The sequence below is a fragment of the Halostagnicola bangensis genome (assembly GCF_054653435.1).
This window is the reverse complement of record NZ_BAAIGG010000001.1, coordinates 1-12096: the sequence shown is the minus strand read 5'-3', so window position 1 is coordinate 12096 and position 12096 is coordinate 1. Positions and strand designations below refer to the sequence as shown.

Annotated in this window: 15 protein-coding genes; 6 read left to right on the top strand and 9 right to left on the bottom strand. The window is 58.6% G+C overall.

Going from position 1 to position 12096, the window contains the following annotated elements:
* Nucleotides 1-30 precede the first annotated feature (30 nt).
* Nucleotides 31-252 (bottom strand): hypothetical protein, encoded by a 222-nt coding sequence (locus tag ACYQ14_RS00075; protein ID WP_459883553.1) that lies wholly within the window; start codon nt 250-252, stop codon nt 31-33.
* Between the two features lie 226 nt (nt 253-478).
* Here ACYQ14_RS00075 and ACYQ14_RS00070 point away from each other — a divergent pair, with 226 nt between their 5' ends.
* Nucleotides 479-1081 carry a metal-dependent hydrolase gene (locus tag ACYQ14_RS00070; RefSeq protein WP_459883550.1) on the top strand — a complete coding sequence of 201 codons (603 nt, stop codon included), beginning with the start codon at nt 479-481 and terminating at the stop codon, nt 1079-1081.
* 362 nt (nt 1082-1443) lie between these two features.
* On the opposite strand, the gene ACYQ14_RS00065 is transcribed toward ACYQ14_RS00070, so the two are convergent.
* The 4 genes from ACYQ14_RS00065 to ACYQ14_RS00050 form a co-directional block, all read right to left on the bottom strand.
* Entirely contained in the window at nt 1444-1755 is a 312-nt protein-coding gene (locus ACYQ14_RS00065) for a DUF7521 family protein (protein ID WP_459883547.1), read from the bottom strand.
* A complete protein-coding gene (locus tag ACYQ14_RS00060) occupies nt 1752-2099 on the bottom strand; it encodes a helix-turn-helix domain-containing protein (protein ID WP_459883545.1) in 348 nt (115 codons plus the stop codon). Before ACYQ14_RS00060 ends, ACYQ14_RS00065 begins: the two co-directional genes overlap by 4 nt.
* 75 nt (nt 2100-2174) lie before the next feature.
* Nucleotides 2175-3062: a DUF6159 family protein gene (locus ACYQ14_RS00055; RefSeq protein ID WP_459883542.1), complete on the bottom strand. Its 888-nt coding sequence runs from the start codon at nt 3060-3062 to the stop codon at nt 2175-2177.
* A gap of 107 nt (nt 3063-3169) precedes the next feature.
* Nucleotides 3170-3652: a hypothetical protein gene (locus tag ACYQ14_RS00050; RefSeq protein ID WP_459883539.1), complete on the bottom strand. Its 483-nt coding sequence runs from the start codon at nt 3650-3652 to the stop codon at nt 3170-3172.
* A gap of 183 nt (nt 3653-3835) precedes the next feature.
* Between ACYQ14_RS00050 and ACYQ14_RS00045 the strand changes: the two genes are divergently transcribed.
* Nucleotides 3836-5170: a metallophosphoesterase gene (locus ACYQ14_RS00045; protein WP_459883537.1), complete on the top strand. Its 1335-nt coding sequence runs from the start codon at nt 3836-3838 to the stop codon at nt 5168-5170.
* A gap of 394 nt (nt 5171-5564) precedes the next feature.
* Here ACYQ14_RS00045 and ACYQ14_RS00040 read toward each other — a convergent pair whose 3' ends face one another.
* The gene (locus ACYQ14_RS00040; protein ID WP_459883534.1) at nt 5565-6935 is read right to left on the bottom strand and encodes an NAD(P)/FAD-dependent oxidoreductase; all 1371 of its coding nucleotides are present in this window, start codon (nt 6933-6935) and stop codon (nt 5565-5567) included.
* A 153-nt stretch (nt 6936-7088) separates the two neighbouring features.
* Here ACYQ14_RS00040 and ACYQ14_RS00035 point away from each other — a divergent pair, with 153 nt between their 5' ends.
* From ACYQ14_RS00035 to ACYQ14_RS00025, 3 genes are all read left to right on the top strand, one after another.
* Nucleotides 7089-8057 (top strand): D-2-hydroxyacid dehydrogenase, encoded by a 969-nt coding sequence (locus ACYQ14_RS00035; protein ID WP_459883531.1) that lies wholly within the window; start codon nt 7089-7091, stop codon nt 8055-8057.
* A 174-nt stretch (nt 8058-8231) separates the two neighbouring features.
* Nucleotides 8232-8486, top strand: coding sequence for a hypothetical protein (locus ACYQ14_RS00030; RefSeq protein ID WP_283838743.1), 255 nt, complete (start codon nt 8232-8234; stop codon nt 8484-8486).
* Nucleotides 8487-8626: 140 nt separating this feature from the next.
* Nucleotides 8627-9049 carry a universal stress protein gene (locus ACYQ14_RS00025; protein ID WP_459883529.1) on the top strand — a complete coding sequence of 141 codons (423 nt, stop codon included), beginning with the start codon at nt 8627-8629 and terminating at the stop codon, nt 9047-9049.
* A 54-nt stretch (nt 9050-9103) separates the two neighbouring features.
* Here the strand turns inward: ACYQ14_RS00025 and asd are convergent, their stop codons facing one another.
* Nucleotides 9104-10138, bottom strand: coding sequence for an aspartate-semialdehyde dehydrogenase (gene asd, locus ACYQ14_RS00020; RefSeq protein WP_459883527.1), 1035 nt, complete (start codon nt 10136-10138; stop codon nt 9104-9106).
* Nucleotides 10139-10405: 267 nt separating this feature from the next.
* Between asd and ACYQ14_RS00015 the strand changes: the two genes are divergently transcribed.
* Nucleotides 10406-10675 (top strand): hypothetical protein, encoded by a 270-nt coding sequence (locus tag ACYQ14_RS00015; protein ID WP_459883525.1) that lies wholly within the window; start codon nt 10406-10408, stop codon nt 10673-10675.
* A gap of 156 nt (nt 10676-10831) precedes the next feature.
* Here the strand turns inward: ACYQ14_RS00015 and ACYQ14_RS00010 are convergent, their stop codons facing one another.
* Both ACYQ14_RS00010 and ACYQ14_RS00005 read right to left on the bottom strand, forming a co-directional pair.
* Nucleotides 10832-11023: a 30S ribosomal protein S17e gene (locus ACYQ14_RS00010; RefSeq protein WP_283838739.1), complete on the bottom strand. Its 192-nt coding sequence runs from the start codon at nt 11021-11023 to the stop codon at nt 10832-10834.
* 61 nt (nt 11024-11084) lie between these two features.
* Complete coding sequence (locus tag ACYQ14_RS00005) at nt 11085-12071, bottom strand: hypothetical protein (RefSeq protein ID WP_459883521.1); 987 nt, start codon at nt 12069-12071, stop codon at nt 11085-11087.
* Nucleotides 12072-12096 lie beyond the last annotated feature (25 nt).

The window sequence follows — 12096 nt, the reverse complement described above, 5'->3', positions numbered from 1 at the left end:
GTGGGCATCGCGAAAAACGGTTTCCTTCCGTTATGCGTCGCCTTTTTCAACGGTCCAGAGCCCTACTGCGTCGAGCGTCGCACGGACGAACAGGTACACGAGAAGCGAAAACCCGATGACGGCGATCGGGGCCTGGAGAATCTCGGCAATCTCGCGACCGAAAAGCAACTGGCTGAACCCGCGGACGAAGAAACTGAAGATGACGAGGCCGAACGCGATGACGGAGAGCTTGACGAATCCCGCACGGTCCATACGCCACTGTCCGGGCCGGTCCCCGAAAGTCGTATCGAAAGATCACGAGCGTAAGTATCGTAACGAGAACCGAATGGATCGATCGGACTGAGGGCAGTAGGCCGTCCATCGATTCGATTTGTCGTGGCAGTTGCGTAGCGCTCGAGCGGTAGGTCGGGTTCGTCAGTGACTATTTCCGGTTGACAGGCGATGCATAACTAATCCCAACTCACTGCATCCATCCGCTATGTGGCCCTGGGAACACGCAATCGTTGGATATGTGGCGTATTCGCTCTTCTGTCACGTCTATTATCGTGACTCGCCGGGCGGTCTCGAGGCGTTCGCCGCTGTTTTCGCGTCCGTTCTCCCGGACCTCATCGATAAGCCGCTCTCGTGGGAGTTCGGCGTGTTCGAGGCGGGGTATGCCATCGGGCATTCGATCTTTTTTGCGATCCCGCTCGCGATAGTCGTCGGTATCGGGACACGGTCGGTGGGGCGTTCCCGAACTGGGATCGCGTTTGGACTCGCCTATCTCCTCCATTTACCGTCGGACGTGTTTGACGCGTACGTTCGTGAAGATGTCGTTCACTACGAATTGATGCTGTGGCCGGTCGTAACGGTTGCAGACGGCGGGCACAATCACGGTTTTCTCGAGCAATTTTCGATCCTGTTCGATCAGTACCAGGCTGAGCTGTTCTCAAGTGATCCGTCGACGTATCTCTGGGGCCAACTCGGACTCGGGGTGTTTGCCGGGTTGCTCTGGTTGTACGACGGTGCACCGGTAGCCCGAGATCTCGTCGTCGGAGGCTTCAAGGTATTCACGGGTCTCCTCAAGCGCGTCGACGGATAAACGGGAAGACACCTTCGAGACGTTTATAAATAGTTATCAAGAGCGTTTTCTGATCCAGAAAATCGTGTTGTGGGATTACTATTATATGAGTCAATCATCGAACGAGGGCGCGATGTCCGGCTCTGAAGGACCGTGTTCCTCGATCATCAACTCGGTTGGGAGGTGCCTCTGACAATCACCTCTGACATTTCGACGATTCCCAACCGGGGCCACTCATACTCCATCAAACCGACTGAATTTCAGTGCTAACTCGAACAGATCTGTTCACGTCGAGACTGTAACCCAATTCGCCAGCACCGCTTGCTGGCGGGCACGTCTCTCACCCGGAAAAATCGAACCCACGTCATAACTCGAAGGCGGTGTCAGTGTCGCCCGTACAGCGAATACATGATGGACAACAATCCGAGCAACCGGCTCGTGTTCTCGAAGAACACGGTGACGACCTGCGACGGGCTGATAACCGTCGTGATGAAGACGTTGATCAGGAACGGGAACAACGTGAGTAACAGAAGACCGATCGAAAGGTACAGCATCGACATGCTGTCGTTTCGTCTGTACCCTCGGAACGCCTGGTAGGCGATGACCGTGCCGACGAGGGCGACGAGAAAGAGACTTGCGACCGTCAGTATCTCGAACAGTGGTGCTTCGTCGAGCCTGACGACGTTCTGGCTCATCGCATCCCCTCCCACATCTGTGTGAACTTATCTGCAACGTCCTGATCGCGATAGGAGAGGTCGAGAGAGAACTCACCTTCCTCGAGTGAAAGCTCGAGGCTGTCGAGATTGGCCGAGTAGACGCTGAAGTGGTTTCCGTCCTGTGCAAGTTCTGTTTCTTCGGTGATGAGTTGACACTCCGTGAGCCGATCGAGTCGACGATAAATCGTCGGCAATGAAGCGTCACACCGGTCGCTCAATGTACTGGCTGACATGGGTTCGACGCTCGTTTCGGTGAGGATCGCTCGTGCGTACTCGTCGTCGAGAACAGCGAGCAATTCCGTCAGGTCGCAGTCCTCACTCACTGGTAAGTTATCGTTTCGGGACTGATATGAAAAGGAGCCCGGTTTTTCTACTTCAGAAAATCCGCCTTGAACGAGCTAAATTCCACGTTTCGTTCCCTGTATACCGCCCGAACCGCGTGATTTGTCCTGCGTGTCTCCGCTCGACGGTTCGAACATGGAATCGAAGTCGAACTGGTTGAACTCCTCCGGTTTGAGATCTTCGGTGGCGTAAACGTAGAGCGCTGTCTTCGCAACGCCGGTAATGACACCGCCGACGAGCATCGAGAGGACGCCGAACGAAACGGCAATGGCGAGGGCAATCGCGACCATTGCCAGGCTCTGGGAGACAGCGATGATCCCAACCGCGAGGACGATGCCGGGAATCATGATGAGTGCAGGGATGATTCCCAGTCCAACTTTGGTCCCAACGGTTTCTCCCCACGTCTCTTTGAACGTCGATGCGCTCTCGGTAAACATCGAAGTCGCAGATACGTCGTCCTGGAAAACGATAATCGGGATGACGAAGAACGTCGCGACGGCCCAACCGACGCTGAATATCATCGCGGCAATCTGCGCACCGACTCCGCCGCGAGACTCGAGCGCCTGGATGAAGATACCCACGATTGCGCTCACGACCGACCAGATGAGCAACGTTCCCGACTTTCGTGATGCGGCTCGCAGACCATCCCCGATGTGGGGGTCGTTTCCGTGAAAGACCTCTCCGACGGAGTAGACCAGTCCGGCGTTGAACAGCGCGGTGATATACGTCGTGCCGAGATAGACGACGAACAAGACCGCAATCTCGATGCCACCGAGCGACATCTCGCTGGCCAGAAAGAGCGGTCCGAGTAGTGCAGCCATGAATACGGCCGACGCGATTCCGCTCACGAGCGGGTACAACGCGAGTTTTGGGTGAGATCGAAGTACTCGAAGGCTGGCAACCGACAGGACGAAGCCGGTCTTGAGGCGGCTGAAATAGCTCATGGGGCTGGCTAGGTGTTACCACCATATCAACATTCAGTAACGGTTTCTGGACCTGAAACTCTGCCCGAATAACACAATCGACCGATGTTCGAGGATGACGGAGTAGCTTACTTCACAATAACATCGATTTCGCCGACCTGATGTCCGTTGTGATAGTAACAGACGTACTGTTCCATCGCCTCGCTCGCTTCAACCTCGAGCGTTTCGGTCTCACCCTCGGATTCCACGCCTGTCGTCGCGTAGTCGTCTACGATTTCCCCGCTCTCGTCCCAGATTTCGAGGTTGTGTCGCATACCTTTCGCGTTCTCCCAGCTGATCTCGTAGGTCGATCCCGCCTCGAGGACGAGCGTGGGATTTTCGATGCCGTCGATGAGGTCCGCCGGCTCGACTCCCTCCCAGTGTCTGGCGTATCCGAGCAGGTGGATTTCGTCTCCGTCGATCCATTCCTCCGGATCAGTTACGCCGCCGCTTCCGTCGGCAGGGTCGGGGTCACTGAAGACGCCGCCCAGACAGCCAGCAACGGAAACGCCCCCGACCGTCGCGAGCGATGTCGTACAGAACCGTCGTCGCGTCGTCGATATGTCGGCCATCGATACTAGACGCATTCGAATCCGGAGACGTGAATAAGACACCACATTTTCGATTGGCGGGAGCGTGCCGACCATGTTCTGCGGTCGGCGAGACGACCATAGCCATTCGATGTTCGCGCTCGAGAACCCATATACGCCGCCGGGTACGAATATTTTTAAAGAGAGCCCCGAAACCGTCGCCCAATGGTCGACGGTGACGACGATCGCGTCTACTACGTTATCAGCGACATTCATCTCGGGGGCGACGAGCAACTCGAGGAGGCTGCGTTTCTGGACGAACTCCTCTCGTTTCTCGAACGTCTCGAGCGGACCGACGAGAACGCCGAACTGATAATAAACGGTGACGCGTTCGGTCTCTGGGAATTCACTCGCATCGAGGGAATCGAAAAGTTCGACGCGCTAAAAGGTGCGTATCCGGAGCTGTTCGAGCAGTTTCGTGCGACCGGCGAGAACACGCCGATCACGCTGTTGCCGGGAAATCACGACCACGAACTGGCCGCCTACGACGGATACGTCGAACGGCTTGCCGAGTATAACATCGATCTCGTTCAAGACCAGTCGATCAACCGGCCCGTCGGAGAGCAGGCAATTCACTTCGAACACGGACACCAGCAGGACCCGAACAACCGTATCGAAGACTGGGGAAATCCACACGCGTCGCCGCTCGGATACTATTATAACACGCTCGTGACGAGCCGCGCCGGCCAGGTGTCCGACCGAGGACGGTATAACTGGCTGAAGGACGTCCAGGCCGTCACGCCGACCGAGTGGATGCCGATCTGGCTCATTTCGAAGTACTTCTACCGCGAGATGAACCCGCTTATCCGGTACGCGATGGTTCCGTTCCTCCTGTTGTTCAACGTAAGTGCGATTTTAGCGATCCTCGCGGGACTCGATCTCGCCGGCGTCTGGTCGACGCCCGTCGAGGAAGCGACCGCATTTCTCGGACAGTTCGGTACCGCCGGCACGGCGGCCTGGTACGTGCTCGCGATAAACGTCGTCGTCACTGGCTTGTTGCTCCTGGTCGGGATTCCGCTGTACTTCCTACAGCGCGATATCAAGAAGACCATCGATCGCTTCGGGATTATGGATACCGAGATGACGGTCGATCCCGTCGCATCGTACGAGGAGGCCGCTCGAGACGTCTTCGACGACGATCCAGAGACGACGATATTCTGTTACGGACACACCCACCGTCCCGACGTCCGAGAGATCGACGGCGGATTGCTCGTTAACACCGGCACCTGGTTAAAGCGGCTCCACCGTCGAGACGGTGTGACTGGGCTTCTCCCGCCGGTGTTTTATCCATCGTATCAGCTCTGTGCGGTCCGTATCGCCGCCGAATCCGAGGGCGTCGTCGTCGAACACGAGGCGATCGAGAAACCGAGTCCCAGCGCCGACGAACTCACGCTCACCGAACGACTGCTCACGCTCGGCCGAGAGCCGAACCCCGAATTACCGGACCAGGCGGTCCTCGAGGATCGTGTGCAGGTTTCGACGCCCGAACCTGCCGAGTAACAGTGACGAACGCACACCCCTCGTTCGGATAGTATCGAACCGGTATGAATAGTGTCACCCGGAACACTAACGTCCAGCCTCATCCCGTGGCGGCATGCCGCGTCGGCTGGCTAACCCTCGTGCCGGGCGGGTGAGTTAGACGGCCTCACCATCCGTGTGGCGGTTTGGACCGCCAGACCGGTGATGAAACGCACCACCAACGTGTGTCGCGCGCCCGGGTTCGCCGTTCTATCATCGCACCCGAATGGGTAAGCTCGGACGGGGACTTGAGGCACGCATGTGACAGTAGCGTCCGCGTGCGTTTAAAGGCTATTGCGTGACCGCGGGAACGAACAACGGAGCCGCCGGCGGACCGAGCTGTCGTCCCAGCGTCGCTCTCTAAAACGAACCGAACTCAGTAGATGTATTCGTCCTCGCTGAACTGAACGTAGTTTCCGTTCCGGTACGCGAACTTCCGTTTCTTGTACGCCGCGAGGATTTTCGCCGCGCCGATTCCGGCGGAATACTTCTTCGAAATGATCGAGTCTCCGCCGCTCGAGCCCTGCATCTCGCGTACCGTTTCGAATGCCCAATCCCAGTCGTCCGGTTCGTAGTCGGCGACGATATCGGCGAACGCGACGTTCCGGCGGATTTCGTCGCCGATCGCGCGTTTCCAGACGTCGTTGTAGTTCCCGAGCGAGTCCGTCGCGGCGAGTCGACCCGCGATTTTGCCGGTTCGGACGGCGACGTGGTAGCCGCCTTCGTGGAACGCCGAGGTCGTTCCCATCGCGCCGCCCGCGACAGCGATGTTCGCGCCGACGGGTGACTCGACCGGCCGGGTCGACGAAATCGGATACGTCTCGGTTCCCTTGGACTTGCCCCGATCTTCGACGATCGGGAAATCCTCCTCGATGTCGTACTCGTCGCCGTACTCGAGCTCGAGCAGTCGGCGAATGTACTCCGAACCGGTCGGGATGCCATTGTCGGTGGCTTTCAGAAGCTTGTACGACTCGGGGTTGTCGACGTCGTCGAGGGTCATTCCGATGGGCATCGTGAGGCCAACGCGGGCGACCGTTCCGTCGTTGGGGAAGACCCACGGGTACGCAGTCTCGCCGGGCATGTAGCCCCACCAGAATTTGAGTCGATCCGATTCGAACAGTTCCTCGGGGAACTCTCGGTACTCCTGATAGGCAATATGGTTCGCTTCGGGCGGCGAGAGTTGTTCGGAAATACTCGAGCCGGGTTTCGTGAACTGATCGAGTGCATCGAGGGTTACCCGGCGCTGTGGGCCGTCGGCGAGAACGACGTACTCCGCTCCGACCTCGTCGCCGCTCGAGAGCGCCAGCGTGTGTGATGGGCCGGAGAGATCGGTATCGATCGATTTGACGCTGGTCCCGACGCGCAGGTCCGCACCGGCATCGATGGCGCGTTCGTGGAGCCAGTCGTCCATTCGGGCACGGTGGAAGGTGTATCCGAATTTCTGATAGGTGGCGTCCATCCCGGTCGTGTTCAACTCCACTGACGAACTGGGTCCGACGAAATCTGTTCCATCGAGCTCCCGGTGGACGACTTCGTCTGGGATCTCTTCAAACTCGAAGTCCATGATATCGATCCAGTAATCGAGCATCCCCGCGGCGTCGGTCGAATCGGGACCGGCTTCCGCACGGTCCTCTCGTGGGACGCCCTGTTCGAACAGGACGGTCTCCGCGTCGTGGTAGGCGGCCCGCTCGGCCGCGCTCGCACCAGCGGGACCACCACCGATAATCGCGACGTCGACGTGTTCCATACTCCGTTCGGACTCAGCGAGCCATATTAAACTGCCTGAAATTCGTATTCGCTATCCTGTGGTTCAGCATTGTTGATAGAGCGTCCCAACGAACAGTATCCGATTGTCGGATGGGAACGAACGTTTTTGGGGATACCACCCAACAGCACGGATATGGCCGACGAATTCGACGTTCTCGTTCTTCGCCAAGGAACGCACGGTATGCCCGTCGAGCAGTACGTTGAGACGCTACGTGACCGCCTCCCAAATCGAACCGTCGAACTCGCCCGAACGCCGGCGGCGGAACGGAAGAAGATTCGCGACGCGACGTTCGTTACCGGAATGACGCTCGATTCGGAACTACTGGAACACGCTGAAAACCTCGAGGTGTTCGCCTGCGCGTACGCGGGAACCGGTCACCTTCCACTCGAGGAACTCCGCGACAGGGGCGTAACGGTGACCAACGCCTCGGGCGTTCACGGCCCGAACATCGGCGAGCACGTGCTCGGTTCGATACTGTACTTTACTCGCCGGTTCCACGAAGGCGAGCGCCGCCAACGACGGCGGGAGTGGCGACACTACCAGGCCCACGAATTGTGCGGTTCGACGGTTACTATCGTCGGTCTGGGTGCGATCGGGGAGGCCGTCTGCCGACGGCTCGAGCCGTTCGACGTCGACACGGTCGGCGTTCGATACTCTCTCGAAAAGGGCGGTCCGACCGACGACGTGATCGGGTTCGAAGCTGACGCGTTCCACGATGCACTCTCCGAGACCGACTACCTCGTACTCGCGTGCCCACTCACCGACGACACTCGAGGACTGGTCGGTCACGACGAGTTCCTCACCCTCGATCCCGATGCCGTTATCGTAAACGTCGCGCGCGGACCGGTCATCGAAACGGACGAACTGGTCGATGCACTGCGCTCGAGTTGGATTCGAGGCGCGTCGCTCGACGTGACCGACCCCGAGCCGCTTCCCGAAGAACACCCGCTGTGGAACCTCGGGAACGTCCAGATTACGCCCCACAACGCCGGCCACACTCCCCAGTACTACGAGCGACTTGCGGAAATCGTCGCGACGAACGCGACACGAATCGCAGAGTCGGGATGGGACGCCGAACTCGAGAATCACGTCACGTTGTGACTTGATAGGGTCGGTTGTCAGTTATTTCCGGTCGTTCGCCACCCCCCTCTGGCGACGAACTGGTAAACAGGGACAACCGACCCTATGAGACGTTCGTGGCGAGCGGAGGGGGGAATCCTTGCAGAGACGACTCCACAATGTATTTAGTGACATAGGCGAAACAGTACGACGAATATGACGGTTCTCTCGACGGAAGACGAAGGCAAGTTCCTCATGGATGTCCGCGGCGAACAGATCGGTATCGTCACGGAGGTCGATGCGATCGAACAGTTCGCATACGTCGATCCCGAGCCGAAACTCACGAACGCGTGGATACAGAGCCTCGGATTCGGAGAAGCGGGTGAGGATGACATCAAGGTCCCGGCAGACAACGTCGCGACGGTAACCGATTCTGAACTTCGCGTCGATGCAGATCTCAGCAGCGAGTAACACGAACGCCCGTCGACCGGCTCCGCTCGATTGCTTTTATAACCGTCTAGGACGAACTCCTTTCTAATGAGTGGCCGACAGACCGACCCACAGACACGACGCCTCACGCGCCGACCTGCTTCGTTCGACGAGGTGAGCCGATGACACTGACGTTCGAGGGGACGATCGTGGTACCGCTGGCGGACCCCGACGACGCCGAGCGGACTGCGAGCGCGCTCGCTCCGCGCCTCGAGCCGACCGCGACGGTCACACTGGTGAACGTGATCGAGAAGGCAGGCGGAGGGATAGACAAGGCACCGATGGGTCAACGTCAGGAGTACGCCGAGGAAATTTTCGAAGCGGCACGCGGCGCTCTCGCGGACGCCCCCGGGGATATCGAGACGGACGTCCTTTACGGAACCGATGTCGTCGAGACGGTGTTCGACGGGGCACAGGAGAAAAACGCCGATGCGATCGCCTTTATTCCCCGAAGCGGGAACCGAATCACGGAGTTGCTTACGGGAGACGTTGCTCGGCGGCTGGTCAGGGAGGCGTCCATTCCCGTCGTTTCGCTTCCACAGTAGGAGTACTTCGACGAGTAGAACGGTACTCTGGTCGAATTCCCACGCCGTTTGTGCTTACAGAAACCCGTTCTCGAGCAACAGTTCGCCGTTGAGCACGCTCGCTCCGGCGGCACCGCGGATGGTGTTGTGTGCGAGACAGTTGTACTGCAGACCGAACGGCGACTCGCGAATGCCGCCCGCGGCGATGGCCATGCCGCCGCCGAGGGTGCGATCCATTCGCGGCTGTGGTCGGTCCGGCTCCTCGAAGACGTGAATGAGTTGATCGGGCGAGGATCGGAGATCCAGCGAGGGATACGACCGCATCGCCTCTGCGGCGTCTTCGGCCGTGATATCCTCCTCCGTTTCGACCCAGACGTTCTCGAGGTGGCCGTCGATGGTCGGAATCCGGTTACACGAGGCCGCGACCTCGACGCTGTTGTTCGCGAGTTCGACGCCGTCGAACTCGCCGAGCAGTTTCCGCGATTCGGTCTCGAGTTTGTCTTCTTCGCCCCCGATGTGCGGGATCGCGTTGTCGATGATCTCCATCGATGTCACACCGTCGTAGCCCGCCCCCGAAACGGCCTGCAGAGTCGAGACGTGGACCTTCTCGAGCCCGAACTGTGCGAGCGCCGCGAGCGTCGGAACGAAAGTGATCGTCGAACAGTTCGGGTTCTTGAGCATTGCGCCGTCCCAGCCGCGTTCCTCGCGCTGGACTTCGAGGAGATCGACGTGTTCTGCGTTGACTTCGGGGATCACCAGTGGGATGTCCGGATCCATCCGCCCGTTCGATGAGTTCGAAGAGAGGACGTAGCCCGCCTCACAGAACTCCGGTTCGACTTCGGCACCGACGCTCGAGGGGAGAGACGAGAATATGAGGTCGATGTCGTCGGGAACTTCGTCCGGATCAGTTCCAGTCACGGTCATATCCGAAACGTCGGCAGGGATCGGCGAGTCGACGCGCCACTTCGCGGCGTCGCGGTAGGAGCGACCGGCACTCGACGCGCTCGCGGTCAATGCCGCGATTTCGAAGGATGGGTGTGGGTCAAGGAGCTGAATCAACCGCTGTCCGACGGCGCCGGTTGCACCGAGAATTCCTACACGTACAGTCATTTTCCGCACCTCGGGTTTGTGCGCGCAAAACCGTTTGGATTTCCCTCGCACGCTACTGTCAGCGAAAATTGATTTGGTCGACTTTTGGGGAGTTCGACCCGGGACCACGAGACGAGCATAGAAGATATTAAGAAAACGTAGCCAAACAGTACGACCAATGGAACACAATCTGCGCCCGAATCGTTCAGTTATGACGATGTCGCCCGCCGATGACACGGATTCGATCGACACTCGAGTTGCCACCCATCGCTCGACCGGGTGGTCCAAATGAGCGGTTCGACCTCTGACTCGGCCGGTGTCGGACCGTTTAGCGGCGGATTCGGTATCGGAGCGGCTGCCGTCGGTGTCGTGAGTATCTTGATCGGTCTCCTGGCCGCTGTCGACGGCTACACGGAGATGGGAATGCTCGTCACCGGTGATGACCCGATACTCGAGGGGGTCATCATCCTGACGTTCGGTGTCGGGATCGGCGTCGTCGCGCTGTTTGCTGGCGCGTATATGGAGCCCGGATTCGGCGGCGACGATCACGAGCACTGATCGGCCGGCTCCGTGATCGAACGGGGCCCTCGAGTCGGTTCGGGTGAATAACAGACGACCGCTGTGACGTTTCTCACCGGGTAGGACGACATTCGGATGGATAGTGAAACCACTCTCCGGTACTAGAGTAGTCGTCGCGATAACACCTCGAAAAATTCAGGCAGCGACCTTTCCGCTCTTCTTTCGCGTGACGTAGCCCGCAATCCGGTTCCGAACGCCCTTCGATTCGATGTTCGTGAGCTTATCGACGCTATCTTTGTTCTGTTCGAAGTCAGTCGTGAACGCGTCCGGGTACTGCTCTAACAGGAGCGCTCCCGTCTTTTTGACGTAGGCCGGTTTGATTGCCATAGAGGGGTTTCCGTCTAGAGGGCCTTAATTGACTCCCTTTTCGTTCGACCGAAGGACGCGACTATCGGATCCCGTCTCCGCTGGCGATACTCTCGCTCGGTGGCTGAGAACCCTCCTCAGCCGATCGCCCGTCCGCCTTTCCGGCGAGTTCCTGAAACTTTTCCGATCGTTCCGCAACTCTGTCCATCATTTCGCTGTCGGGCTGCGTTTCTCGGGACTCGAGGAGGAAGGTGGTGATGACGACGGTCTTGACCCACGGTTTGAGAAATCCGGTGTAGATAGTCACAATCGTCCCGACGACGACCGCCCATCCTAGTAGCTGGTACTGGCCGGAAACACTTCCGAGAGTGGTTGCAACCGGTATCAGCGCCAAAGCCAGTACGAAAGCCACGGCGTACATTCCAACGACGATCAACAGCGTCGACCCGAGCACCGGCCTCCAGTTCTTGCCGTAGAGGACCACCCCGTCTCTGGCCGAGCGCCACCGATTTTGGTCGCTATTCGTGAACATGTATGCGATGATTGCTTCGTCGATATACGACGCCGCGATCGCAATCGCCTTTCCGAGAAGCTGAACGAGTTTCTGCAGATTTGGAACGACAGAAACCAGACTCGAGAACGAGACGACCGCCCCGTTGAACTGGGTAATGACCGCTTTGATCAGCTGGTCGACGGCAAAAAGTGCGCTCGCTTCGGTAAAGTGCTCGCTCACCTGCGACTTTCCATACTGGATCTGATTCGAGGGAACCTCGCCGGTTTCGATAACGTGAGCGATGACTGCGATATGAGCTACTTTGACGAGATACAGTACATACCTGCTGACCAGTCGCCACCCCGCTACGAACAGTCCGATAGAGAGGACCAGGCCGACGACCGCGACGAATTCGGAAATCGACCCCGACTCGAGCAGTCTGCGCCCGAACCAGGCGATGGCCCCGAAGTAGACGACGGCGAGAAGCCCACAAAGCAGTCCGATACCAAGCCGAAGCATCACGAACGGGAGCGTTTTCCGAAACACACTCGTCGCGGTTCTGAAATGAAACCTCATCTACGGGAGGGGTCCCGCCTAATCG